The sequence below is a fragment of the Bradyrhizobium sp. WBAH42 genome, from assembly GCF_024585265.1.
Lineage (GTDB): Bacteria > Pseudomonadota > Alphaproteobacteria > Rhizobiales > Xanthobacteraceae > Bradyrhizobium.
Genome location: NZ_CP036533.1, coordinates 4859491 through 4883770, shown reverse-complemented (window position 1 = coordinate 4883770; position 24280 = coordinate 4859491). Strand labels below are relative to the sequence as shown.

The window sequence follows — 24280 nt, the reverse complement described above, 5'->3', positions numbered from 1 at the left end:
CGATCTACTGGGAAGTGTCATGCCGCGTATTCTCGTGGTTGATGACGATCCGATGGTCGGCGCGACCATCGAGGTCCTCCTCCAACGTCAGGGCTTCGACGTCACGCTCACCGACGGCGGCGAAACAGGACTGGCTGCGCTGGAATCGCACGCCTTCGACGTGATGCTGGTCGACATCTTCATGCCGCATATGCGCGGCTTCGAATCCATCCGCATCTTTCACGAGCGCGCCCCGGCCACGCCGCTGATCGCGATGTCGGGCTACGCCTTCGCCTCGTCTGCCTCGCCCTCTCCCGATTTTCTCCGCATGGCGCTGGAACTCGGCGCAACGCGCTGCCTGCGCAAGCCGTTCACGCCCGAAGCGCTGCTGACCACGATCCGGGAATGCCTCGCCGGCGCGAGCGCGCCGCCGAAGGACCAGAAAGAAGCCCCTTGATTCCAACGCAACGCGTCATTCTCGGTGTTGGACTCGCCATCCTCCTGATCATCACCGCGGCTTCGATCGCCCTCGACGTCAAGTCGCGGTCCGACGCGGCGCGGCTAAACCACACCGTCCAGGTGCAAAGGAAGATCTCCGATCTGCGCGTGCTGCTGCGCCGGGCCGAGAGCGCCGCGCGCGGCTACGAGCTCTATCGCAGCCAGGGCTTCAGCGACGAATTCCAGGCGGTGCACGCCAAGATCGCGCCGGCCCTCGCCGAGCTCAAGCGCGACGTGCACGACAGTCCCGATCAGGTCGCGCTGCTGGAGGGCACCGAGCCGCTGGCGCTGCGCCGGATCGAGATCGCCGCCACCGCGATGCGCCTGCGCGCCGCCAACGACCAGGCCGGCATTGCCGCGCTCAACAGCAAGGCCGAGGGCCGAGGGCTGATGGACACGGTCATGGGCAATCTCGACCGTCTGAGCGCGGAGGAAGAACGCCTGCTCGCCGCCCGCTCCCAGGATTCGCGCCGCACCGGAATCGTGCTGCTCGGCATCGACGTCGCCGGTGCCGTGCTGATCCTGCTCCTGGTCGCTTTGGTGATGCGCGAAAGTCGCCGCACGACGGGTGAGCTCCAGAGCTCGCTCGAGCAGACCCAAGCCGCCAAGACCGCTCTCGAGGCGGCGGTGGCCGAGCGCACCGAGCACCTCGTCGCCGCCCATGACGAGCTGCGCCTGTCGGTCAACGTGCTCCAGAGCACGTTCCGCAGCATGGCGGAGGCGGTGCTGGTCATCGACGCCGAGGGCATGGTGCTGCTGTCCAATCCGGCCGCAGAGCGCATGCTGCTGCATCGTACCGGCATGAACGTCGGCAATCTGCGCGCGCTGTCCGACGTGTTTCACGGCGACGGCGTCACGCCGCTTCTGGCCGACGAGCTGCCGTCGACGCGCGTGCTGCGCGGCGAGCAGTTCGAAGAGCTGGAGATGATCGTCCGCCCGCACAGCGGCAACCCGCCACGCCAACTCATGGTCAGCGGCCGGCCGATGCGGGACGGGCAAGGCAACGTCTCCGGGGCGGTCCTGGTCTATCACGATGCGACGACCTCGCGCGAAACCGAGCGGCAGCTGCACCAGTCGCAGAAGCTGGATGCGATCGGCAAGCTGACCGGCGGCGTCGCGCACGACTTCAACAACATGCTCACCGTCATCTCCGGCAACACCGAGACGCTGGTCGAGAGCCTGAAGGACCAGCCCGAGCTGCAGCGCACGGCGCGGCTGATCGACGATGCCGCCGAGCGCTGCGCCGAGCTGATCCAGCATCTGCTGGCGTTCGCGCGCCGGCAGCCGCTCGAGCCGCGCAACGTCGACATCAACGCCGCGATCTCCGACATCGCAAAGCTTCTGCGCCCCACCCTCGGCGAGCAGATCCAGATCGAGACCGTGCTGGAACAGGGGCCGATGACGACGCATATCGATCCGTCGAGGCTCACCAACGCCGTGCTCAACATGGCGATCAACGCCCGCGACGCCATGCCGAACGGCGGCAAGCTGCTGCTGGAGACCCACCGCGTCGCGCTCGACGAGGCCTATGCGCAGGCCAATGCCGACGTGATACCCGGACCCTATGTCATGCTCGCGGTCAGCGACACCGGCACCGGCATGTCCGTGGAGATCCAGCAGAAGGCGTTCGAGCCCTTCTTCACCACCAAGGAGGTCGGCAAGGGATCCGGCCTCGGCCTCTCCATGGTCTACGGCTTCGTCAAGCAGTCGGGCGGCCACATCAAGATCTACAGCGAGGAAGGCCACGGCACCACGATCAAGCTCTATCTGCCGCCGGGCGAAGGCGGCGCGGACGTCGCAGCTGGCGTCACGCCGCAGGCCGAAGGCGGCGCCGAGACCATTTTCGTGGTCGAGGACGATCCGCTGGTGCGCAACTTCGTCACCGCGCAGCTGCAGAGCCTCGGCTACAAGACGGTGGCCGCGTCCGACGGCAAGGCTGCGCTCGACTTGATCGAGGCCGGCCAGAGCTTCGACCTGCTGTTCACCGACGTCGTCATCCCCGGCGGCATGAGCGGCCGCGAGCTCGCCGAGGAGGTGGCGAGGCGTCGGCCGGGCGTGAAGGTGCTCTACACCTCCGGCTACACCGACAACGCCATCGTCCATCACGGCAAGCTGGATGACGGCGTGCTGCTGCTGACCAAGCCCTACCGGAGAAACCAACTCGCGGAGATGATCCGCAAGGCACTGAACGGCGGCGGGATGGCGGCGAGCTAGCGCGTGAACTGCCGAGGGCGCGCTGCAGTCACACCCTATATGAGGCCAAGGGCACTGCCTCAGGAGTGAGTTCCAATTGTCCTCTGAGACGCCGTAGCTCGCCCGGATCCGCGCGCCGGAGGTATTTCGACACCGCGCTATGCACCGCGTAAGGCCGTTTTGATCGTCATCGGGTCGGTCTCAAGCAAAAATCAAGCGCACCTCAAGGACAAATCGTCTCGCCAGACCAGTCTCTGAGCATGCTCTCGGCGACAAATGTAGGAGCCGGTGTCGCGACAGTCCGCTTGCGGAGCGCAGTACCGAGCGCAGTCATCAGATGCACAGCTAGGATCTTGGTCTGCGGCCCGAATTGACGGCGCAGCTTCGACAGGTGCTCGCATGAAAAGACGAGAGTTCATCTTGTTGATTGGCGGGGGGCTGGCCTGGCCTGCGATCGCACGGGCGCAGGGCGGAGCCAAGCTGCATCGTATCTTCTGGGTCTCGACTCAGTCCGGACCGGATCCCTTCCTGGACGGCTTTCGCGAGGGAATGCGCGCGCTGGGATACGTCGAGGGCAGGACCGTAACAATCGAGACGCATTATGCCCCTGAAAACCCGCAGGCACTGCGCAAGATCGTCTCCGAGTTGCAGCGAGGGGATGTCGACCTTGTGGTCTCGAGCGGTCCGGCGACACGCGTCATGACTGCGGTGACCGAAGTCCCCGTGCTGTTTGCATTGAGCGGTGACCCCGTCGCTTTGGGTGTGGTGAAGAGCCTTGCTCACCCCGGCACCAATTTCACCGGCAGCACATTCCTGTCGCTCGAGCTGGCAGGAAAGCGCGTTGAGCTGCTCAAGGACATTTATCCAAGGCTGCGAAAACTGGCGGTGTTCTCGAACACGGATCATCCGGGAGAGCCACTGGAATGGCGTGCGACTTTGGAGTCGTGCCGAAATCTTGGCATTGAGGCAGCCTACGTTCCGTTCTCTGGCGCTCGCGAAATCGAGAATGGGTTGATGGCTGCCGGCAAGGTGGACGCGGATGCTCTCCTCGTGTTTCCCGACGCTGTGACGCTGGTGCATCGTGCGAAGATTGCGGAGCTTGCAATCGCGCACCGGCTGCCTTCGATGTTTGGCTGGTCTGAATATTGTGACGCTGGAGGCCTCTTGAGTTACGGTGCAAACCAGCGCACGACCTATTTTCGGCTTGCCACTTATGCCGATCGCATCCTGCGCGGTGAAGATCCGTCAGATCTTCCGGTCATGCGTCCCGACAAGTTTGAACTTGCAGTCAATCTGAAGACAGCCAGGCTTCTGGGTATCGAGCTGGATGTGTCGTCGATCCTGTTTCGCGCCAGCAAGGTGATCTCCTGAGAGTAGTCATGACGGACGGTGCTGCGCAGTCCTCTTCGTGCACGATGCCTCCGCGTCGCTCGCTGTTCTGCAAGTACTTCGCGACGTTGTTTGTCGCTGCGGTCGTGCCTCTGATACTCGGCGCGGCCGTCGAGGCTTCTTTCGGGTACCGGGACCAGCGCCGCCAGATCAGCGCGGTGCTGCAGGCCGATGCTCGCGCTGCGTCCGACAGGATCGAGGCGTTCACCGATGGCATCCGAGATCAGCTGGGTTGGGTGGTGCAGCTTCCCTGGTCTGCCGGAGGCGATGCGCAACATAAGATCGATGCCTTGCGCCTCCTGCAGCAGGTCCCTGCAATCGTCTCGGTTTCGCTTCTTGATGAGACCGGCACCGAACGGGTGTTTGTTTCCAGGCTGCTTCTGAACAGGACCGGGCGCGGCATTGATATGTCGACGGATCCCGCTGTTCTGGGCGCACGCGCCAACGAAGTCTGGTACGGACCGGTTCAGTACCGGCGAGATTCAGAGCCCTATATGAGGATCGCGGTTGCCGGGAGCCTGCCGGCCGCGGGGGTTGCGATCGCCGAGGTCAATCTGAAGCTGATCTGGGATGTCATCGCAGCTATTAGAATTGGCGAGACCGGCTACGCCATAGTTGTCGATGATTCCGGTCATCTGATCGCACATCCCGATATCAGTCGGGTTCTGCGCGGCCGCGCCAGCTCCGGCAGTTTTGGCCCGATCAAGCATCTCGTTGGCGCGACGAGCGGAGCGGCGGTGATAACCGGGGAGCGAGGCAACCCGGTGGTGGCGCTATCCGTTCAGGCCGCCGATGTGGGATGGACGGTGATCGCGATGCAGCCGACCTCGGAAGCCTTTGCATCAATTCGCGCGGCCTTGTGGCGCTCGTCAATTCTCATTGCCTTTGGTGTTCTTATCGCGCTGGCGCTCGCCTATTGGCGCGCGCACAGAATGTCCGGTCCGATCAAGCAACTGGAGGAGGGCGTGGAGCGGATCAGAACCGGACAATTCGAGCATCGCATCAAAATCTTCAGCGGTGACGAGTTGCAGCAACTGGCGTTGCGCTTCAACGAAATGGCTTCTGAACTGGCGATCTCGCAGCAGAAATCTGCGCGGATCGAACGGCTGAAGCAGTTCCTGCCGTCACAGGTCGCCGAATTGGTCGAGCATTCTGATGAACTGCTCGAAGGGCAGCGACGCGAAGTGGCTGTCATTTTTGGCGACTTGCGCGGCTTCACGGCGTTCTCCACGCGCAATGAACCCGATGTCATCATGGCCGTGATGCGAGAGTACTACGAGGCCGTCGGCGCCGTGACGACTCGTCACGAGGCAACGCTCATCGGCTTTGATGGCGACGGAGTCATGCTCCTGGTCAATGCCCCGATCGCATGCGAACAGCCGGCAACGCAAGCGGTCCGGCTCGCGATCGACCTGCAAATGACGGTGCAGTCCCTTGCCGGCAAATGGTGTGACGCCGGCCACGCGATCGGCTTTGGTGTGGGCGTTGCCATGGGTCCGGCAACGGTAGGAACGGTTGGCTATAACGGTCGGCTGGACTACACGGCGATGGGAGCCGTGGTGAATCTGGCATCGCGGCTCTGCAATCTCGCGAAGGACGCGCAGATCCTGGCCGATCCCACGATCGCCGGAAGGGTAAGGGACAGCGTTCCGTTGGCCTCGCTCGGACAGCGGACTATCAAAGGCTACGACCAGGCTCTCGAAGTCTTTGCTGTCGCACCTGCTGACCTGCCGTTGAAACCGCCGGGCTCGGCGCAACGCCGGCGAGAGAAAGAGCTTCAGGACCACTGATATCTCAGAGTCCGGAAGGCTAACGCGTCGCCATCACCACGGCGGCCAGCGTGAGCAGCAGCGCGGCGATCTGCCCTGCCCCGAGCGGCTCGCCCAGCGCCACCGCCGAGGTCACGACGCCGATCACCGGCACCGCCATGGTGCCGATCGCCGCGACCGAGGCCGGCAGGCGCGCGAGCGCAGCGAACCAGCTGACATAGGCGATGCAGAACTGCCCGACGACCGAATAGACCAGGAGCCACCAGCCGAGCGGCGTCACCTGCGACAGATGCGTGGTCTCGACCAGGAGGCCGACGATCGAGACCGGCAGGCAGCCGATCCCGATCTGCCAGGCCGCAGCCGTGATCGGCGGCAGGCGGATCGGGTACTTCTTCGAGAACACCGTGCCGACGGCAAAGCCGAATGCGCCGACGAGCGCCATGACGATGCCCGGCAGCTTCTCGACGCTGGCGGCAAAGCCGTTGCCGCCCATGATCGTGGCAAGGCCGGCGAAGGCCAGCAGCAGCCCCAGCGTGCGCAACAGCGTCGGCTGCTCGCCGAGCACCGGCCAGGCGATGACCGAAGCCCAGACCGGCATGGTGTAGGCGATCAGCGCCGCCTCGCTCGCCGGCAGCCAGAGCAGCGCCAGCCCCATCAGCACCATCCAGCCGGTGACGTTGAGCACGGCCGAAATGAGGAGACGCGGCCAGATCGCGCCCTCCACCTGCAGGCTTTGCCGGCGGATCACCGCAAGCAGCGCCAGCAGCAGCGCGCCGAGCACGCCGGTGACCCCGCGCAGCGTCAGAGGCGGCAGCTCGGCGAGCAGGAATTTCGTCACCGGCCAGTTGAAGCCCCAGCCGACCGAGGTGATCGCAAGGAACATCAGGCCGGCCGGGGCAATGCGCGGCCGCACGCCCGGCGTCGTCGAATCAAGCATGTCAGGTAGTCCGGCAAAATCGACAGTCAGCTTGGCCCGGATTCGCAGGTCCCACCACCACTTCGGCGGGCATGCCTGCCCTCACCTTCCGTAGGGCTACGTGAGTCCTGCTGACGCAATCCCATTGCTCAAAAATATAGCTGCCCTGTGAACAGCGGGATGAAGCTTCCGCATCATCACGGGATGCAAATTTTTTCGGTTGGGAATCCCTGAGGACTCACTGATACTTGGGTCCACAACAGGCGCGGCGAAGACCCCTGTTATCCCCCACAATCCACCATATTTAGTATTTGATTCAGGAACTCGCACTAGTTCTTGACGGGCGCAACGGAGAGTCCTAGCTTTCGGTCCGTTCGGCGCGAGTGAGTTTGCGTCCCGCCGGCACTCCCCCAAAGGGTCTCGCAAATCTCCGCTCCGCCAGCCGGCCAAAGGCTGCGGATGAGGGCTTGTCTGCCCTCGGAATGCAGGCTCTTCGGGCGCCAGAACGGGCCGGCAACAGGCTCGGATGGCATCGAAGACGAAGTGACGTTGTGGGGCGTTGAACGCATGTCGCACGCATCCCCTTGGGGGCGGATGGGTGTGGACATGCCGGCGGGACGATCGATGCGACGCATCGGGGTCGTGCCGGGAAAAAACAGGGCCGGATCCACCGGCTGAACTGCGGTGCCCCAAGGCCGAACGGCTGAAGGCGCCCGCGAGATGCAATGACGACCCGGCACGCCCACAACGAGGGGCGGGACCGGTCAAAGAAAAGGACGGGGCAAGACAATGCGGATTGAGCGGCGCCACACCACCCAAGGACAGTCACCTTATGCGGGAATCGACTTCCGCCTGACCACGTCGGAGATTCGCAATCCCGACGGCTCGGTCGTGTTCAAGCTCGACAATGTCGAGGTGCCGAGCGAGTGGTCGCAGGTCGCCTCCGACGTGCTGGCCCAGAAGTATTTCCGCAAGGCCGGCGTTGCCGCGCGCCTGAAGAAGGTCGAGGAGGAATCCGTCCCCTCCTTCCTGTGGCGCTCCGTACCCGACACCGACGCGCTCAATGCGCTGCCTGAGAAGGAGCGCTATGTCAGCGAGCTCTCGGCCAAGCAGGTGTTCGACCGCCTCGCCGGCTGCTGGACCTATTGGGGCTGGAAGGGCAAGTACTTCTCGACCGACGAGGACGCCCAGGCGTTCTATGACGAGCTCCGCTACATGCTCGCCATGCAGATGGTCGCGCCGAACTCGCCGCAATGGTTCAACACCGGCCTGCATTGGGCCTATGGCATCGACGGCCCCGGCCAGGGCCATTATTACGTCGACCCCTTCACCGGCAAGCTGACCAAGTCCAAGTCGGCCTACGAGCACCCGCAGCCGCACGCCTGCTTCATCCAGGGCGTCGGTGACGACCTCGTCAACGAAGGCGGCATCATGGACCTCTGGGTCCGCGAGGCGCGCCTGTTCAAATACGGCTCCGGCACCGGCTCCAACTTCTCGCGCCTGCGCGGCGAAGGTGAAAAACTCTCCGGCGGCGGCCGCTCCTCGGGCCTGATGAGCTTCCTCAAGATCGGCGACCGCGCCGCCGGCGCGATCAAGTCGGGCGGCACGACGCGTAGAGCCGCCAAGATGGTCGTCGTCGACGTCGATCACCCCGATATCGAGACCTATATCGACTGGAAGGTGAAGGAGGAGCAGAAGGTCGCCGCCCTCGTCACGGGCTCCAAGATCAACCAGAAGCACTTGAAGGCGGTGCTGAAGGCCTGCGTCAACTGCGAAGGCTCGGGCGACGATTGCTTCGACCCCGAGAAGAACCCTGCGCTCCGCCGGGAAATCAAGCTCGCGCGCCGCAGCCTCGTGCCCGACAATTACATCAAGCGCGTCATCCAGTTCGCCAAGCAAGGCTACAAGGACATCCAGTTCGACACCTACGATACCGATTGGGATAGCGAAGCCTACCTCACGGTTTCGGGGCAGAACTCCAACAACTCGGTCTCGCTGAGGGACGACTTCCTGCGCGCGGTGGAAACCGACGGCGACTGGAATCTGAACGCCCGCACTTCGAAGAAGGTGACGAAGACGCTGAAGGCGCGCGACCTCTGGGAGAAGATCGGCTACGCCGCCTGGGCCTCGGCCGACCCGGGCCTGCACTTCAACACCACGATGAACGACTGGCACACCTGCAAGGCGTCCGGTGACATCCGCGCCTCCAATCCGTGCTCGGAATACATGTTCCTGGACGACACGGCGTGCAACCTCGCCTCGGCCAACCTGCTGACTTTCTACAACACCGACACCAAGCACTTCGACGTCGAAGGCTATGAGCACCTCTGCCGGCTCTGGACCATCGTGCTGGAAATCTCCGTCATGATGGCGCAGTTCCCGTCGAAGGCGATCGCCGAGCTCTCCTACGAGTTCCGCACGCTCGGCCTCGGCTATGCCAATATCGGCGGCCTCCTGATGACCATGGGCCTGCCCTATGACTCTAAGGAAGGCCGCGCGCTCTGCGGCGCGCTGACCGCTGTCATGACCGGCATCACCTACAAGACCTCGGCCGAGATCGCCGCCGAGCTCGGCACCTTCCCCGGCTACAAGAAGAACGCCGCGCACATGCTGCGCGTGATCCGCAACCACCGCCGCGCCGCGCACGGCCAATCCAACGGCTATGAGGCGCTCAGCGTCAACCCGGTGCCGCTCGACCTCGTCTCCTGCCCGCAAGCCGATCTCGTCAGCCATGCCCAGGCGGCCTGGGATGCGGCGCTCGAGCTCGGCGAGAAGCACGGCTATCGCAACGCCCAGACCACGGTGATCGCGCCGACCGGCACGATCGGCCTGGTCATGGATTGCGACACCACCGGCATCGAGCCCGACTTCGCGCTGGTCAAGTTCAAGAAGCTCGCCGGCGGCGGCTACTTCAAGATCATCAACCGTGCGGTGCCGGCCGCACTGCGCGCGCTCGGCTATCGCGAGAGCGAGATCGCGGAGATCGAGGCCTACGCCGTCGGCCACGGCTCGCTCTCCAACGCCCCCGGCATCAACGCCTCGACCCTCAAGGCAAAGGGCTTCACCGATGAAGCCATCGTCAAGGTCGAGAAGGCCCTGCCGACCGCCTTCGACATCAAGTTCGCCTTCAACAAGTGGACCTTTGGCGAAGACTTCATCCGCGACCAGCTCGGCATCGGCGCCGAAGCCATTGCGGCTCCGGGCTTCGACCTGCTCCAGGCCGTCGGCTTCACCAAGCGTGAGATCGAGGCAGCCAACGTCCACATCTGCGGCGCGATGACAGTGGAAGGTGCCCCGCATCTGAAGGCGGAACATTACCCCGTCTTCGATTGCGCCAACCCCTGCGGCAAAATTGGAAAACGCTATCTGTCGGTCGAGAGTCACATCCGCATGATGGCGGCGGCGCAGCCCTTCATCTCGGGTGCGATTTCCAAGACCATCAACATGCCGAACGACGCCACGGTGGAGGACTGCAAGTCCGCCTACATGCTGTCGTGGAAGCTGGCGTTGAAGGCCAACGCGCTCTATCGCGACGGCTCCAAGCTGTCGCAGCCGCTCAACTCGCAGCTCATCAGCGACGATGAGGACGAGGACGATGCGGTCGAGTTGCTGCACGAGAAGCCCATGGCGGCGCGCGCCGCGCATGTTGCCGAAAAGGTCGTCGAGAAGCTGGTCGAGCGCATCGTCGTGATGCGCGAGCGCGAGAAGATGCCGGATCGCCGCAAGGGCTACACCCAGAAGGCGGTGGTCGGCGGCCACAAGGTCTATCTCCGCACCGGCGAATACGATGACGGCCGTCTCGGCGAGATCTTCATCGACATGCACAAGGAAGGCGCGGCGCTGCGCTCCTTCATCAACAACTTCGCCATCGCGGTGTCGCTCGGCCTGCAATACGGCGTGCCGCTCGACGAATATGTCGACGCCTTCACCTTCACCCGCTTCGAGCCGGCGGGCCCCGTGCAGGGCAACGACAGCATCAAGTACGCGACCTCGATCCTCGACTACGTCTTCCGCGAGCTGGCGGTGAGCTATCTCTCGCGCTTCGACCTCGCCCACGTCGATCCCAACGAGACGGGCTTCGACGCGCTCGGCAAGGGCGTCGAGGAAGGCAAGGAGCCGGACGAGGACGGCGGCCACCACGCGACAAAACTGGTCTCGCGCGGCCTCACCCGCTCGCGCACCGACAACCTCGTCGTGATGCGCGGCGGCTCGACCGCGGTCAGCCAAGGCAACGACAGCGCGCCCTCCGGCGGCAGCCGGGTCACGGCGCTGGCCGCCCACGGCACCTCGTCCCGCCTCAGTGACACCATCGAAGGCGCCGTCGCCCTGAAGCAGGAAGCCCAGCACGATCTGTCGCCGACCGAGAAGCTCGAGCAGCTGCAATGGAGCAAGGCCGGCACCGCCGCGGTCGCGGCCCCCAGCAAGGCCGAGCGCCGCGCGGAGGCCAAGGCCAAGGGCTACGAGGGCGAGATGTGCTCAGAGTGCGGCAACTTCACGCTGGTGCGGAATGGGACGTGCATGAAGTGCGATACGTGCGGCAGCACGACGGGGTGCAGCTAAGCCCATTGACCGGACCGAACACCCCAACTGTATCGTCGAGGCCGCTCGTACTTGAGCGGCCTCTTGCGTTGTGCGACGAAAGCAAGGCTGAGCAGTTCATTACGGGAGGAATACTATGGCTCCCGGCTAACGCGCGCGAAGAGGCTCGGAACGCGCTATTCCGACTGAAAGATGCTTGCGCTGTCCCAACGGATGCAAAGATTCACTGCCGCATCCTGTTTAGCGGCGACGCGCGTCGCCGCTCGCCGTTCCTGCATTTTTCGCCGGCAGACGTTCACGCCTTCTTGGAAGAATGCGTGAACTCGATGCTAAATTTGGGAGGGCGCTGGTTCTCCGCATGGATCGATCAAACACGCTACCCGCAACAGCTAAAGCTCGTCAACGGACCCCCATTTGACGTCAATGAAAAGCACTTGGCGGGCCTCGCCTGCTTCGCAGCAATTGCGAACATGCAACACCATGAAGGCACGGCCTACCAACTAGCATTCGATACTGACCGCACTAAAATTGACTGGGGTCTCGCGCGCCTACAAGCCACACACTTCACTCGCGTCCATTCAAATGCAGTCGAGCTATCATCGGATTACGCTTATCTTTTGGATATGGCTGACATTTGTGCATACGCAACTGCGCAAGCAATTCTCGCTGCTCATGCCAAGCCGAACAAGAAGGCTGCGCGATTTTTAAATCTAGTGAAAAGCATGAATATTCGGACGTCGGAGTTTTGTTATCTGCAAAGAGGTGCCGGTCCATTGGAACGAAGCGGCACCTTATCGTCGGGCGAACAGGAGAAGAAGCCGTGAAGTTTAGACTTCTCTATGAAGGTCCAATCGCACCACGACAGCGAGCAAGCCTTTCCGAGCTTCACGCGATCCGACTAGCTCTAGCTCCCCAACTTCGCGAGCTCTGGCGGCACTGTCCTTTGCGAACCGAAGCAGAGAAGATGCTGCAGGAAGAATATGACATCCCTACAAGCAAGATCGGCATCCTTGAAACGCGCGGCACAACAGTCTTTGCACCCCTTGTTTCGAAGCGCCTGGATCTTCTCTGCGAGCTTGAGATCACGTTCTTGCGAAGGCAAGCACCAGGTCAACTGATCGGCGATGGTGGGGACATTGATAACCGTATCAAGACTCTCCTTGACGCCTTAGCAATGCCGCCGCCTTCACAACAGAAGCATTTCGAAAACGCAAGCTCGAGTGATCCGATCCATTGCTTGCTCCAGGACGACTCTCTAGTCACCAAACTATCGGTTGAAACCGATCGCCTTTTGAGACCCGTCGAAGGGGAACACGATTTGGTAGCAATTATCGGCACCAAGGTTACTGCGAGCCGTCTGACGTTCACAAACATGGGTCTCGTCAACTAGCTCGTAGCATGAGTAGAGCCTTGCGAAACACATCATCCCGCGACGGCTATTGACGGGTTTCGCTTCGCTATACCGAGTTCTATCGCCTCCGTCGCAGATTGGATCCCACTTCGCTGCTCATCCGCCGAAATTGCCTTTGCAGTCGCGCCCTTCCCCCCTAAACTCCCAACCCCACCGTCATCGGTTCCGACGTGCCCGGTAGAAGCGGAGTTAAAGTCATGCCCAAACCGGAAAGCTTCCCGATCGAGAAGATCTTCGTTCCCACGAAGCAGAGGAAAGCTATCAAGCCCGAGATCGTCGGAGAGATTGCGGAAAGTATTCTGGACATCGGACAACAGGCCCCGATTTCCGTTCGGCGCGACGGAGACCGCCTCGTCCTGGTCGAGGGACTGCATCGGTTAGAGGCCTGCAAGGCGCTCGGCGAGACGACCATTCTCGGCGTCCTGGTCCCGGCCGAGCTTGCTCAACACAAGCCGCAGCTAGCCGAACGCCCCGAAGTCGAGGCAGAGCGCATCAAGATGGCGCGATTGAAGCAGCTGCGGCTGGAGAAGGAAGCCGCAGAGGCATCGGCGGCTGCCTTGAAGGGCGTCGGCGCAACGCAAGCGCCGCGCAGCCGTTCGGCGAAAGGCGCTCGCGACAATCCGAAGGCATCAGCGGACCGGACGGCGAAATCGACACCGAAATCATTGTCGGACTGGATCACGCAGCAGAAGAGCAGCGGCGGGCGTTATTGATTGTCGTCGCCAGAATCTCTGGTGATAGCTCGTAGCTTGTAGGGTGGGTTAGCGCAGCGTAACCCACCTCTGTTCGTATCCGCAGAGACAGAAGCGGTGGGTTACGCCGCGCGAACTGCGCTTCGCGCAGTCGCGGGGCTAACCCACCCTACGCACCATCTCCACGCTCGCGCCCGCAGTTCCAGCCTCACGATCAAACTCTCTCCCGAATTCCTACAAATCTCTGCCATCGACCAAAGGTAGAATGCTGCCGGTGAAGCGTGGTCAACAACGCGACTTGCAAGAAAATCTGCACGCGGGCCCGCTTCCGACAATGGAACTGGGAGTTACGCCATGCAGCATCTGCCGAACGACACCTTCGACGTCACCCTCGACCAGTTTGGTCAAATCGCGACCGTGTACGGAGACCCCGGCTTTCCTTCAAGCACGGACGTCGTCGGCGGCAACGACACCGTGACGGCCACCGTCACCGAGCGCAATACGCAACTCACTGTTTTCGGCGACGACCACACGACGCTGCTTGGTCACTCGCAAGGCGGAAACGACACGCTCATTGCCGACATCGGCGGTGGCTGGAACACCGCGCTCGTGGTGGGCGACACCCAATCGATGATCGACGACGCCAAAGGCGGCCACGACACCATCGTCGCGGATGCCTATGGCACCGTCTACACCACCGTTTCGGCCTTCGGCGACGTCGCGGGCGACATGTCGGGCAACGCGCGGGGCGGCAATGACGACATCACCGGCTCGATCGGGTGGCGTGGCGGCGCCAATTTGTTCGCGGGCGATGCCGGCGGTTCCATGATCGACACCTCGCACGGCGGCAATGACACGATCGATGTCAGCGTTCTCACCATCGATGGCGGAGCAACCGTCAGCGGCGACGCGATCGGCGCCATGCGCGGCCTTGCGCAAGGCGGCAACGACAATCTGACCGCCACCCTGGACGGCGACAGCCCGATATCCGGCGCCAGCCTATCGGGGGATTCGTCGACCTCACTGATGGATCTGACCCAAGGCGGCGACGATATCTTGACCGTCAAGATGGCCGGCCAGTACGCGGATGCGAGCTCGTCGGTGTTCGGCGACGCGCCGATCATGGCGGGTCACGCCCACGGCGGCAACGATATTCTCAACGGCAGCGCCGGCCGGGACTTCATGTATGGCGATGCGCGGATCTACACGCCTGCATCACCAGGCTCGATCACCGGCGGCAACGATACGCTGAACGGCGGCGCCGGCGACGACCAGCTTTGGGGCGGAGGAAACGGCGACATCTTCTTCTTCAACAAAGGTTCCGGCAACGACACGCTCAACGACTTCGACCAAGGCAACAAGGCGATGGGCAGCACCGCGACCGAGCACGATTTGATCGACGTGCACGATTACGGCTTTGCTGACTGGACGGCGCTGTCGAGCCAGATCAACGACAATGCCGCCGGCGATGCCGTGGTTCACCTCTCGGCGAACGACACCATCACCCTCGACGGCGTCCACGCTGCGAGCCTGCACGCGACCGACTTCCTCATCTGAGCGCGCAGGTTGGATTTCGCCATGCAGACGCGCGAAGCGCGTCTGCTCGGCGTAGCCCGCCTCCGCAGAAGCAAGAATGGTGGATTACGCGTTCGGCAAAAGAGCTCGTGGGATGTGGCAACAAAGGCGGCCATCCGCAGGTATCGCGATCGGCGACTCTTTGCCGGATGCACCAAAAATGCAGCGGCAAAATCTCACCACATGGCCGCCACGCAAGCGACAGCCCACAATCGCGATTTCAGCGCAAACGCGACGGAGGCTCGCGGCTTCATCGATATTCGGGAGCCATTTGCAATGTTGAGTGCGGTGGACAACAAGCCAAAAGGAAAATCCGGCCGGCGCGGCGGTAAGAAAAAGGCCGGACAACGGACCGGGGCCGGCGAGCAACGCGCAAGTTCAGCGCATCAATTGCCGGATGCCTCGGTGGAGGACCGGCAAGAGACCGAGCAAAAGATCGAGCAAGTGACCGAGCAAGAGCCGAGCCGACCGATCAGTGCGGAGATACCGTCGGCTGTAGCCCTGCCCGACGAGGCTTCCGGGATGCAGATCGCTGCAAGCCCGCCCGTCGCACCGGTCGAACCCTTGGAGGCCAGCACGCAGGCGATTGCCGACGCCTATAGCGACTACGTCAGGACGTCGCTCGAGCAAGCCTGGAACTTCCTGGGAAAGCTCGCGACGGCGCGCTCACCCGTCGAGGCGTTTGAGCTTCAGATGGCGTATGCGAAACAGGCATGCGACTCGTTTGTCGCCGAATCCCAGAAGATCACCGAGTTGCATGAACAATTGACCAGACAAAGGGTCATGCATCTTGAGGGGTTCGTGGCCAGGCTCACCCAGACGACGCTCGAAATCCGCGCGCTACGTCACTAAACGCTAGCTGCGTATTGCGGCGCCGGCGTAACCCTCCGGCTCTCCGCGCGCCGAGATGAATGAGGTGGGTTACGCTACGCGACTGCCCTTTGCGCCGTCGCGGAGCTAACCCACCCTACCCGCTTGAGGACGGCCTGGAGTTCAGTACCCCGACTTCGTGCCGGTGGTCGGCCTCGTGCTCGCGCCGGTGGTTTGACCTGTGGTTTGTCCTGGAGCGTAGCTCGACGCGCCGGGTTTGGTGCTCTTCGAGGCCTTCGCCTGATGCTTCTTCTTATGCCCAGGAGCGTAGCTGGAAGCGCCCGGCTCGCCCTTCTGGGAACCCATTTGCTGCATCTCCTGACCTGGCGTCTTGCTCGATACACCCTGAGCAAATACGGCTGGGGCTGTAGCCATGACAACGGCAGCCGAAAGCGCGATGATCCTTGCTTTCATGTTGTCCTCCTCGAACAAGCCCCCTCAAAGAAAACGGAATGGACCAGCGCCCGTTCCTCTCAGCGAACGCTCATGGTGAGACCAGCAAGGCGATCGCACGACACCGCCCTGTCGCGCATCATGTGCCGGGCCCGCCATAATTTCTCCTTTGCACACGCGTTGTGTCGGACAGCGGCGAGACCTATCCTTGATCGGACTGCCTCCCATTGACGCCCGACCGGATGGAGAGCGCATCGATGCCTGACACGAACGACCCCAAACCTGAGACCGGCAAGGCCGATGACGCCAAGCCCGATGCAGCGAAGCCGGACGAGACACGTGCCGACAGCGGGCTGACTCGGGCCTACGACCGGATCAAGAGCGCAGAAGAAGACCTTGCGCGGCTGGACCGGCTGGTTTCCGGAATGGAACGCAGCAGCGAAGCCCCGCGGACCTCGCACGCAAGCGCCGCCGCCACGGCAGCCGCCACGTCCGCAAACAAGGCGGCGGCGCCTGATGCCAAGCCGCCAAACACCAAGCCGCCAAACACCAAGCCTCTCAACACCAAGCCTCTAAGCACCAAGCCTCGCGATCAGGGCCTGAGGGGAGACAAGGCCATGATGCGCGCTTTGGTCATTCTCGTGCTGGCGATCGGCCTGCTCGGTGCCGCCGTCGCCTCGCAATATAGCGACGAGGCGACATCGATCGGCAAGTCGATCATGGCGCGATGGGCTCCGCCGGCCGCGAGCACACCCCCACAGGCGTCCGCGGCGGACAATCCGGCGCAGCCGGCGACGGTGCTGCTGGCGGCCGCGGATGAGTCGAGCCCGGTGCCCGCGCCGCCGGGGCCCAAGGACGCGGAAAGCACTTCCAGGCCTGCCGCCGCGGCGGCCGATCCGTCAGCGTCCGAGCTCGCGCAATCGCTCAAGACCATCACGAGCGAGCTTGCGAACATCAGCGGCAAGCTCGAGCAGCTGAAGAGCCGCAACGAGCAGACCCTGCGCGACCAGGCCGCCACCATCGAACAGCTCAGGGGCGCGCAGGAGAAAGATGCGGCGGACAATGCGCGCCTCGCCGCGCAGGTCCAGGCGCTGCAAACGCAACTGAGCGCGTCATCGGCGTCATCCGCCTCTGCGACCGCCAAGCCCGTCGTGCGCAGCGTCGTGAACAACGATGCGCGTGCCCGGGCGCACGTACCAGAGGCCGCGCCACGGCGCGCCAGGCCACCGCGAGGCCCCTGGATGCCGCCGCCTTATATGGCCGGCCCCTATTACGGCGATCCGGATTGGTGAGCCCGTTTCGCGAAGGGCGCGATTGGATTTGAAGTGCCGTAGGGTGGTTAGCCTGCGGCGGCGCGATGCGCAGTCCGCTGGCGTAACCCGCCTCCTTGATTTCCGCGGAGGCAGATGGGGTGGGTTACGCCGAGTGATTGCGCTTCGCGCAATCACAGGGCTAACCCACCCGACGGACCTACGCTCCCCTCACCGGACTTCGCTCATCGTCACCTTGGCCGCGATCCCCGTCAGCTCGGGCTCTTGCGGCGCCAGCTCCTCATCGGAAGATGGGCCGAACGAGACGTCAGTCATTCTGCGTTTGACCTGTTCGCAGGTCTTGCGAACGTCTTCGGTGAACAGCGCGCATTCTTCGATACGCTTGAAGATCTTCCGTCCCTCTTCACGATAGCCGGCCGCCGTTTCCCGCATGAAGGCGATCGCATCATGAACCTGCGCCGTCAGCGCCTCGCATTTTTGCGCGGCGTCGATCAACTCGGTGCCCATGGCCTCGATCTCTTTCGCAGCGGACTCATAGTCGCGAATGACCGCTTCGGCACTGAGCGCACCGACGCGCGACACGCCCGCGGTGTGCTCGACGTAATCAGGCAGATTAATTGAAGTAATGGAGCTTCCCGACCGGATCGAACTGATATCGGCTTCGAGTTGGACCAAGTTCACTCCGTCCCGTCTGTGCAATTGTTCGACACTTGCCATGACTGTTCTCCCAATACGCGCCCAGAACCCCAAGCAGCATTGGGTTTATTACGGGGATAAGTGCCGTTCTACCTCTATGTATTCTTGACAGTCTCCACTTTGCCATTTTTGCCCAATCGCAATCCCTGCACGCAGAGATGGGCAGGCATCAAACTTCAATTTGTCCGCGTACCAAATGACGTGGTGCCGTAGGGTGGGCAAAGGCGCCCTTGCGCCGTGCCCACGTACTCTCACCAATCACACGCAATGGTGGGCACGCTTCCGCCTTCGCTCTTCGAGCTACGGCGGACAAGTCGCTTTGCCCACCCTGCGAATCGTCGGCTACCACCAATACGGCCAGCGCCATCCCTCATAGCGCACGTAGGACGGCACGAAGGGCGGGCCGTAGGGATCGACCTTGTCGTCCTCGGGGCGATAGCGATAGCGCGGGACGATGTTGTAATCCCACGGCGTCGGCCTCAGCACGGGCGCCGTGACGATGAGCCGCTCTTGTGGGGCGCGAACGACGACGGCTTTCCGCGCCCTCGCCTCCGCACCCGATGTTGCAAGGCTGCTCAGCACGAGCGCCGTTCCGAGCGCAAAGGCGGCGGTCATCTTTGTCATGCGTTGGTCTCCTTCGCTCAAAGAGTGCAAAAGGATGCCACGCAAGGCAAGCAAATTTCGCGCGAGGTGCGGACATCATGGCTGTCGGCTTTGGCGCTCCGACCTCTCCCCGTCATTGCGAGGAGCTCTTGCGACGAAGCAATCCAGAAATATTTCCGCGGAGACAGTCTGGATTGCTTCGCTTCGCTCGCAATGACGGGGATAGAGCGGCGAGCGTAGCGCAGACGGCGCCGCCACGAAGCCCTACACCGCATCCACCTCCTCCGCCGCCGCCCCCGCCACCGGCCGGTAGAGGCCGACCATCAAGAGATCGGCGATGTGCATCAGCTGATACAGCGGAATGTCCGCCTCGCCCTGCTCGGCCGACGCCACGAAGGCCGGCGTGATACTGAGGTGCTCGGCGAGCTGGGCCGTGGTGTAGCCGCGGGCCTCGCGCGTAGCCTTGACGCGGGCGCCGATGCCGCGGCGGTGCCGGGCCTGCTCCTCCGTCGTCATCATCACCGCCTGCTCGTCCGCGCTCGCATAGCCGTCCGCGAACGCGCTGCCGATCAGCCGGCCCTTGCGCCAGGCGACGCGGCAGCCCTTGCGCAGGCCGCTCATGAAGATCAGCGTGAACTGCTCGGCGACCCACAGCGACGAATTGAGCTCCAGCCGCGCGCCGGTGCCAGAGACGTCGCGGATCGTGCAGGGCACGCTGACGGTGCCGCCGCTGCCATTGTCGAATTCGACGATGCCGGTCCTCAGCGTGTGATGCCTGACTGCGGCGCGATGATCACCCATGACGGCTCCCGAAGCGCAATTCCTATCGGGGCGAAGATAGCGCGGAATTTTGGCTCAACTCCTAAACGTCGGGCGAAACGGCGGGGACCGGACGGCATGGTAAAGAAATTCCTCCCCACCTGCGAAAGTCACTCGCGCGCGCGTCGCAGGGCCTCTCCCAGCTTCTTCCTCTGCTTGTCCCAGCGCTCCTGCTCGGCCTCGGCGCGCGCATCGAGCGCGGCGCGCTCGGCTTCGATCGCCTCGGCCTTAGCGTCGTGCTCGCGCCTTGCCTTGTCGAGCGCGGCTTCCGCAGCAGTAACCGCCTTGTCGCGGCGTGCGCGCTCCCTGGCGCGGGCGGCCTCTTCCTTGGCACGCTCTGCCTCGCGCCGTCGCTCCTCCTTCTCGAACGCCGCCGCGGCCTTGCGGGCCGCCGCATCATCGATCGCGCGCGATGCTGTCCGGGCCGCCTTGGCCGGACGCTTCTGCGATCCCGATTTGATCTTCGACTTTCTCCTGGGCCTCGTCTCGCCCTCGCCGAGATCGGCCGGCAGCTCCGCGCTTTCGGTGAACGGGCCATCCGAGCCGACCGGACGCCTGAGCACGACACCCGGCTTTGCCATGGTCGCGGCGACGATGTCTGGGTCGTCCGTCTCCTTCGCAACGCCCTGATGGAACAGATTGGAGCTGGCGCCCCAGGCGGCAAGCGCCGCCTTCATGGAGGGCGCGGCGATCGCCTGATCGTAGAAGCCGAGCGAGGTCTGGTAGGTCTTCAGTTTCTTTGGCATGTCGCTCCGATGCCGGCGCAGCTTTCCGCGCGCGAGCGTAACCCGGGTGGAGCAAAGTGCAATCCGGGCTGGCGCAGCACGCTCGGCCCCGGATTACGCTCACGCACTATCTGGGCTACTCACGTCCCAGCAGCGCATCATAGCCTTGCGCGCTGAACGCCAGCAGACAGAAGCCGTGCCCGAACGGATCGGCCAGCATCGCGATCCGGCCATAGGGCGCATCGCGCGCGCCCACCTCGAGGATCGCACCCGCAGCGAGCGCACGCGCGACGGCTGCGTCGACATCGTCGACGACGACGTCGATATGCACCGGCGTCCAGTGCCGCTCATAGCGGCGACGATCGCCGCCGGCGCCGACCGTGCCGGCCTGCTTGGTCAGGAGATACACCGGCGCCGGCCAGCCGTTGAGCTCGACGAAGTCGGCGCCGAAGCGACGGCCGACCGTGAGGCCAAAGGCTTCGGTGTAGAACGTCGTGGCTTTGGCCACGTCGGGAACATCGATGTTGAGAAGGAAGCTCATGAGGGGCTCGTCGCAGATTGCGAAGCGAGCCTAGCCCGGATGGAGCGCAAGCGTAATCCGGGATGGTGCCGCACCTGACGGCCCTGATGAATCCCCCCGCAACGGACGAACGCCACCATGGCATCATGCCATTGTTTTGCCCGACGGGTCAAATGTTCGTTCGGGATTACCGAATATAAACAAAGCCCCAGGATTCCAAAGGCATGTCTACTGTGCATGGGGTTGTTTTTCGAAAAACTTCTTGCTTGGCCGCGCCCTCACTCGCCACGTTCGTCGCGCGTTTCTCGGTGATATCGCACCGGCAGGTAACCCTCGGCCCACGCCGTTGGCAGCTTTTCCTTGCTTTCCCGGTTCCCGCCTCTACGGTCGCGCCGCGAACGAACCCGCGAGACAAGACCCGTCATGACCGACACGATGAAATGCCCGACCTGCAATTCCGAGCACGCCTATCAGGACCGCGATCTCTGGGTCTGCCCGGAATGCGGCCATGAATGGAGCGGCGCAGCGGAAGCGGCCGCAGACACGGCGCAGGATGCGGGCGTGCGCGATGCCAACGGCAATGTGCTTGCCGACGGCGACAGCGTCATCGTGATCAAGGATCTCAAGATCAAGGGCTCGTCCTCGGTCGTCAAGGGCGGCACCAAGGTGCGCAACATCCGCCTGCAGGACGCCAGCGATGGCCACAACATCGCCTGCAAGATCGACGGCATCGGCGCGATGAATCTGAAGTCGGAGTTCGTGAGGAAGGCGTAGCTCGCGCTCCAGCGGGCGGTGCTCAGCCACCGAGCACGTTGCCCCAGCCATCGAACAGATAGGTCTTCCAGGCCACGGTCCCATCCGCGCCGGGCCGGCTGGCGCGCCGGTAGTCCTCGGCCTGATCGGCGGTCCAGGTAATGATCGTGCCCGAAACACGATCGTGCAGGATGGCGGGCTCGGTGGGATCGAAGGCGTCCATGGGACGAAGCGAGGGATGCGTCATGGCGCCTCCAACGCACCAGCAGCAACAAAGTTGCGGCAATGCCGCATGGAACCGGGCGTTGCACCTGGGCAACACCTGCCTCGAAAAGCCCGCAACCGCCGATTTGCGCCATTGCGCCGCCACAACGTGGCCCGAACAATGGGCGTGCTGCGTGCCTTTCCGTGCAAGACTGTTTCGTCAGACTGTTTGCATCACCACTGTTCGAGCCAGATGCTTCGAACAGACCGTTTGGAGGCAGGGATCATGAACGATCGGCGGTCTCTTCTGGTGGCGGTGTCGTGTCCCTCGGCCGTTCTCGCCGGCTGGCTCGCATTGTCTCTCTCGGCCTATGCGCCTGCGCTGATCGAGAACAGCGGTGCCAATGCAGCCGCCATCTCGCGCGCCAAGGATCACGCCAAGGATCACGCCAAGGATCTCGGCCGCATCGACCTCGCCGACGTGCCGCGCGCTGCGACCATCGAGGATGGCCTCGCCTTGACCGCCGACATCGCTGCCGCCGTCGCTGCCACCCCTGCTACGCCAGCAGAGGCAACGCCCGAGCAGCCCGCCTCCACCGTCAAGCTTGCCTCGGCCGACCCGGTGCTGATCCTGCCGGCGGAACCTGCTCCCGCGCCGCAGATCTCCCCCGAACCGGAGCCGATCGTCAGCGAGATTGCCCCCGCCCCTCTGCCCGACCCCGTCAAGCTCGCATCCGCCGATCCCACCGAGATCGTGACGACGGACGCATTGTCGCCCGCGGCGATCGCGAGCGGTCCTGTCGCGCCTGCGAGCAAGGCGTCTCCGCCCGCCGACACCGTCGCCGTGCTCGACGAATGCTTCGTCATGGATACCTGCATCGACCGCTATCTCTGGGCGCTCTATCAGCGCACCGCCAAGGAAGACACGATCAAGGTTCAGGAGCGGCGCGCGGTCACCATCAAGCGCAAGGGCAAGACCGTCACGGTGATGCGCAGCTTCACCAAGCTGGTCGATCAGGACTTCACCTGGAAGGATCCGAACGCGGCCGAGCGCGCCGGCATGTCGATGATGGACTACGTCATCGGCGGCATGGACAAGAGCTTCAAGCAGAAGCTGTTCCGCATGATGCTCGCGGCCGAAGCCGCCGGCCTGTCGCCGGGCATCACCAGCGCGTTCCGCGACGATTATCGCCAGTCGATCGCAAGCGGCCTGAAGGCCGCGTCCAACCGCTCCTATCACGGCGGCAGCACGCGCGGCGGGTATGGCCACGGCATGGCCGCCGATATCGTCAGCACGCAAGGCAATAACCGGGCGCAGCGCTGGGTCTCGACCGAAATCCTGTGGAAGTGGGTCGATGCCAACGGCAAGGCGTTCGGCATCGGCAGGCCCTATCTCGGCCGCGATCCGCCGCATGTCGGCCCGATCGACGGCAAGGAATATATCTCGAAGCGCGGCACCTCCGATCGCAAGGACGTTGCCAGCGCCAAACCGAAGAAGCCGCGCGCCATCGCCAGCGCCAAGCCGCCGAAGGCCCACGCCGCGCGCGAGCAGAAGAGCCCGGCCAAGCCGCAGAAATCGGCGCAATCGGCCGTCAAGCGCGCGACCTGACGGTTTACGGCTTGCGCTCCGCCGTCGGCAGCGGCACCAGCCGCATCTCGGCCGAGCCGGCGTCCTGCGTCCGCACCAGCACCGCAAAAACCGTGTCGACCGCGCGCCGCACGGCCGAGCCCATCGCTTCGCCCTTGGCCAGATGCGCCGCGATCAGCCCGGTGAGGAGATCGCCGGTGCCGTAGGGGCGGATCGGCAGGCGCGGCGTCGCAAAGCGCGACAATCGCCCGTCGCTGCAGAGGATCGTCTCCACCTGCCCGGCCGCCGTGTCAGCGAGGGTGCAGCCGGTGGCGACGACGTCGGTGCGGCCCGCCCCTGCCAGCATCGCACACGCCGCACTCAGGCCCTCGGCATCTGCAATCGTCGCTCCAGAGAGCAGCTCGAGCTCGAACTGGTTCGGCGTCGTCAGGTTCGCCGCCGGCAGCAGCCGGTGCCGGACCACGTCCAAAATGCCGTCCGCGACATAGACGCGGCCGTCGTCACCGATCACGGGGTCGCAGAGATAGACGAGCTTCGCATTCCGCGTGCGCGCCCGCTCGACGAAATCGGCGATCACGGCGGCATTGCCGGGCGAGCCGAGATAGCCGGTGACGAGCACCGCAGCCTCGTCGACCAGGCCGCGCTCCTCGACACCCTTCAGGAGATCGGCGACCAGCTCGGTCTCCAGCACACGTCCGCGCAGGCTCGGATAGCGCGGATGGTTGGACAGCAGCGTCGTCGGCACCGCCGCAACGTTCACGCCCTCCGCCTGCATGGCATACGCGGCCGCGCTGTTGCCGACATGGCCGTGGACCACCTGGCTCTGGATCGAGATGACGAGCATGAAGGAGGTCCGTACGGACAAACGCGGGGCGAT

The 24280-nt window shown here is 63.7% G+C and carries 22 protein-coding genes; 13 read left to right on the top strand and 9 right to left on the bottom strand.

Annotation, left to right across the window (positions count from 1 at the left end; all coding sequences use genetic code 11):
• Positions 1-19: 19 nt before the first annotated feature.
• The 4 genes from DCG74_RS22785 to DCG74_RS22770 all read left to right on the top strand — a co-directional run bounded on the left by DCG74_RS22785 (position 20) and on the right by DCG74_RS22770 (position 5849).
• A complete protein-coding gene (locus tag DCG74_RS22785) occupies positions 20-436 on the top strand; it encodes a response regulator (RefSeq protein WP_172788646.1) in 417 nt (138 codons plus the stop codon).
• Complete coding sequence (locus tag DCG74_RS22780; RefSeq protein WP_172788645.1) at positions 433-2691, top strand: CHASE3 domain-containing protein; 2259 nt, start codon at positions 433-435, stop codon at positions 2689-2691. The genes DCG74_RS22785 and DCG74_RS22780 overlap by 4 nt, the downstream gene beginning before the upstream one ends.
• A 378-nt stretch (positions 2692-3069) precedes the next feature.
• Entirely contained in the window at positions 3070-4041 is a 972-nt protein-coding gene (locus DCG74_RS22775) for an ABC transporter substrate-binding protein (protein WP_172788644.1), read from the top strand.
• An 8-nt stretch (positions 4042-4049) separates the two neighbouring features.
• Entirely contained in the window at positions 4050-5849 is a 1800-nt protein-coding gene (locus DCG74_RS22770) for an adenylate/guanylate cyclase domain-containing protein (RefSeq protein WP_172788643.1), read from the top strand.
• Positions 5850-5868: 19 nt separating this feature from the next.
• On the opposite strand, the gene DCG74_RS22765 is transcribed toward DCG74_RS22770, so the two are convergent.
• Positions 5869-6765 (bottom strand): DMT family transporter, encoded by an 897-nt coding sequence (locus DCG74_RS22765; protein ID WP_172788642.1) that lies wholly within the window; start codon positions 6763-6765, stop codon positions 5869-5871.
• Positions 6766-7533: 768 nt separating this feature from the next.
• On the opposite strand from DCG74_RS22765, the gene DCG74_RS22760 reads away from it, so the two are divergent.
• From DCG74_RS22760 to DCG74_RS22735, 6 genes are all read left to right on the top strand, one after another.
• Positions 7534-11304, top strand: coding sequence for a vitamin B12-dependent ribonucleotide reductase (locus DCG74_RS22760; protein ID WP_172788641.1), 3771 nt, complete (start codon positions 7534-7536; stop codon positions 11302-11304).
• Positions 11305-11309: 5 nt separating this feature from the next.
• Positions 11310-12107: a hypothetical protein gene (locus tag DCG74_RS22755; protein ID WP_175422603.1), complete on the top strand. Its 798-nt coding sequence runs from the start codon at positions 11310-11312 to the stop codon at positions 12105-12107.
• Between the two features lie 140 nt (positions 12108-12247).
• Positions 12248-12673 carry a hypothetical protein gene (locus DCG74_RS22750; RefSeq protein ID WP_172788639.1) on the top strand — a complete coding sequence of 142 codons (426 nt, stop codon included), beginning with the start codon at positions 12248-12250 and terminating at the stop codon, positions 12671-12673.
• Positions 12674-12891: 218 nt separating this feature from the next.
• On the top strand, positions 12892-13407 hold the full coding sequence (locus tag DCG74_RS22745) for a ParB N-terminal domain-containing protein (RefSeq protein WP_172788638.1): 516 nt from the start codon (positions 12892-12894) through the stop codon (positions 13405-13407).
• Positions 13408-13740: 333 nt separating this feature from the next.
• Positions 13741-14943 (top strand): calcium-binding protein, encoded by a 1203-nt coding sequence (locus DCG74_RS22740; RefSeq protein WP_172788637.1) that lies wholly within the window; start codon positions 13741-13743, stop codon positions 14941-14943.
• A 21-nt stretch (positions 14944-14964) separates the two neighbouring features.
• Positions 14965-15813: a phasin family protein gene (locus DCG74_RS22735; RefSeq protein ID WP_246709001.1), complete on the top strand. Its 849-nt coding sequence runs from the start codon at positions 14965-14967 to the stop codon at positions 15811-15813.
• A 141-nt stretch (positions 15814-15954) separates the two neighbouring features.
• Here the strand turns inward: DCG74_RS22735 and DCG74_RS22730 are convergent, their stop codons facing one another.
• A complete protein-coding gene (locus tag DCG74_RS22730; RefSeq protein WP_172788636.1) occupies positions 15955-16245 on the bottom strand; it encodes a hypothetical protein in 291 nt (96 codons plus the stop codon).
• A 236-nt stretch (positions 16246-16481) separates the two neighbouring features.
• Here DCG74_RS22730 and DCG74_RS22725 point away from each other — a divergent pair, with 236 nt between their 5' ends.
• Complete coding sequence (locus DCG74_RS22725) at positions 16482-17516, top strand: hypothetical protein (RefSeq protein ID WP_246709000.1); 1035 nt, start codon at positions 16482-16484, stop codon at positions 17514-17516.
• 189 nt (positions 17517-17705) lie between these two features.
• Here the strand turns inward: DCG74_RS22725 and DCG74_RS22720 are convergent, their stop codons facing one another.
• The 5 genes from DCG74_RS22720 to DCG74_RS22700 all read right to left on the bottom strand — a co-directional run bounded on the left by DCG74_RS22720 (position 17706) and on the right by DCG74_RS22700 (position 20879).
• Positions 17706-18212: a hypothetical protein gene (locus tag DCG74_RS22720; RefSeq protein WP_172788635.1), complete on the bottom strand. Its 507-nt coding sequence runs from the start codon at positions 18210-18212 to the stop codon at positions 17706-17708.
• 321 nt (positions 18213-18533) lie between these two features.
• Positions 18534-18815, bottom strand: coding sequence for a hypothetical protein (locus tag DCG74_RS22715; protein WP_172788634.1), 282 nt, complete (start codon positions 18813-18815; stop codon positions 18534-18536).
• Positions 18816-19058: 243 nt separating this feature from the next.
• Positions 19059-19595: a helix-turn-helix domain-containing protein gene (locus DCG74_RS22710; RefSeq protein ID WP_257187398.1), complete on the bottom strand. Its 537-nt coding sequence runs from the start codon at positions 19593-19595 to the stop codon at positions 19059-19061.
• Between the two features lie 128 nt (positions 19596-19723).
• On the bottom strand, positions 19724-20359 hold the full coding sequence (locus tag DCG74_RS22705; RefSeq protein ID WP_172788561.1) for a cell envelope biogenesis protein TolA: 636 nt from the start codon (positions 20357-20359) through the stop codon (positions 19724-19726).
• Positions 20360-20474: 115 nt separating this feature from the next.
• On the bottom strand, positions 20475-20879 hold the full coding sequence (locus DCG74_RS22700) for a VOC family protein (protein ID WP_172788560.1): 405 nt from the start codon (positions 20877-20879) through the stop codon (positions 20475-20477).
• A 402-nt stretch (positions 20880-21281) separates the two neighbouring features.
• Here DCG74_RS22700 and DCG74_RS22695 point away from each other — a divergent pair, with 402 nt between their 5' ends.
• Positions 21282-21632: a zinc ribbon domain-containing protein YjdM gene (locus DCG74_RS22695; protein WP_100234511.1), complete on the top strand. Its 351-nt coding sequence runs from the start codon at positions 21282-21284 to the stop codon at positions 21630-21632.
• Between the two features lie 22 nt (positions 21633-21654).
• Here DCG74_RS22695 and DCG74_RS22690 read toward each other — a convergent pair whose 3' ends face one another.
• On the bottom strand, positions 21655-21858 hold the full coding sequence (locus DCG74_RS22690) for a hypothetical protein (RefSeq protein WP_172788559.1): 204 nt from the start codon (positions 21856-21858) through the stop codon (positions 21655-21657).
• Between the two features lie 243 nt (positions 21859-22101).
• Between DCG74_RS22690 and DCG74_RS22685 the strand changes: the two genes are divergently transcribed.
• Positions 22102-23424, top strand: a complete 1323-nt coding sequence (locus DCG74_RS22685) for a hypothetical protein (protein WP_172788558.1) — start codon at positions 22102-22104, stop codon at positions 23422-23424.
• Positions 23425-23428: 4 nt separating this feature from the next.
• On the opposite strand, the gene pdxY is transcribed toward DCG74_RS22685, so the two are convergent.
• Positions 23429-24247, bottom strand: coding sequence for a pyridoxal kinase (gene pdxY / locus DCG74_RS22680; protein WP_172788557.1), 819 nt, complete (start codon positions 24245-24247; stop codon positions 23429-23431).
• Positions 24248-24280: the final 33 nt, after the last annotated feature.

Coding starts and splice junctions, on each gene's coding strand:
- DCG74_RS22785 (WP_172788646.1), top strand. CDS start 20: ATGCCGCGTATTCTCGTGGTTGATGACGATCCGATGGTCGGCGCGACC.
- DCG74_RS22775 (WP_172788644.1), top strand. CDS start 3,070: ATGAAAAGACGAGAGTTCATCTTGTTGATTGGCGGGGGGCTGGCCTGG.
- DCG74_RS22770 (WP_172788643.1), top strand. CDS start 4,050: ATGACGGACGGTGCTGCGCAGTCCTCTTCGTGCACGATGCCTCCGCGT.
- DCG74_RS22765 (WP_172788642.1), bottom strand. CDS start 6,765: ATGCTTGATTCGACGACGCCGGGCGTGCGGCCGCGCATTGCCCCGGCC.
- DCG74_RS22760 (WP_172788641.1), top strand. CDS start 7,534: ATGCGGATTGAGCGGCGCCACACCACCCAAGGACAGTCACCTTATGCG.
- DCG74_RS22750 (WP_172788639.1), top strand. CDS start 12,248: ATGCTGCAGGAAGAATATGACATCCCTACAAGCAAGATCGGCATCCTT.
- DCG74_RS22745 (WP_172788638.1), top strand. CDS start 12,892: ATGCCCAAACCGGAAAGCTTCCCGATCGAGAAGATCTTCGTTCCCACG.
- DCG74_RS22740 (WP_172788637.1), top strand. CDS start 13,741: ATGCAGCATCTGCCGAACGACACCTTCGACGTCACCCTCGACCAGTTT.
- DCG74_RS22735 (WP_246709001.1), top strand. CDS start 14,965: ATGCAGACGCGCGAAGCGCGTCTGCTCGGCGTAGCCCGCCTCCGCAGA.
- DCG74_RS22730 (WP_172788636.1), bottom strand. CDS start 16,245: ATGAAAGCAAGGATCATCGCGCTTTCGGCTGCCGTTGTCATGGCTACA.
- DCG74_RS22725 (WP_246709000.1), top strand. CDS start 16,482: ATGCCTGACACGAACGACCCCAAACCTGAGACCGGCAAGGCCGATGAC.
- DCG74_RS22720 (WP_172788635.1), bottom strand. CDS start 18,212: ATGGCAAGTGTCGAACAATTGCACAGACGGGACGGAGTGAACTTGGTC.
- DCG74_RS22715 (WP_172788634.1), bottom strand. CDS start 18,815: ATGACAAAGATGACCGCCGCCTTTGCGCTCGGAACGGCGCTCGTGCTG.
- DCG74_RS22710 (WP_257187398.1), bottom strand. CDS start 19,595: ATGGGTGATCATCGCGCCGCAGTCAGGCATCACACGCTGAGGACCGGC.
- DCG74_RS22705 (WP_172788561.1), bottom strand. CDS start 20,359: ATGCCAAAGAAACTGAAGACCTACCAGACCTCGCTCGGCTTCTACGAT.
- DCG74_RS22700 (WP_172788560.1), bottom strand. CDS start 20,879: ATGAGCTTCCTTCTCAACATCGATGTTCCCGACGTGGCCAAAGCCACG.
- DCG74_RS22695 (WP_100234511.1), top strand. CDS start 21,282: ATGACCGACACGATGAAATGCCCGACCTGCAATTCCGAGCACGCCTAT.
- DCG74_RS22690 (WP_172788559.1), bottom strand. CDS start 21,858: ATGACGCATCCCTCGCTTCGTCCCATGGACGCCTTCGATCCCACCGAG.
- DCG74_RS22685 (WP_172788558.1), top strand. CDS start 22,102: ATGAACGATCGGCGGTCTCTTCTGGTGGCGGTGTCGTGTCCCTCGGCC.
- pdxY (WP_172788557.1), bottom strand. CDS start 24,247: ATGCTCGTCATCTCGATCCAGAGCCAGGTGGTCCACGGCCATGTCGGC.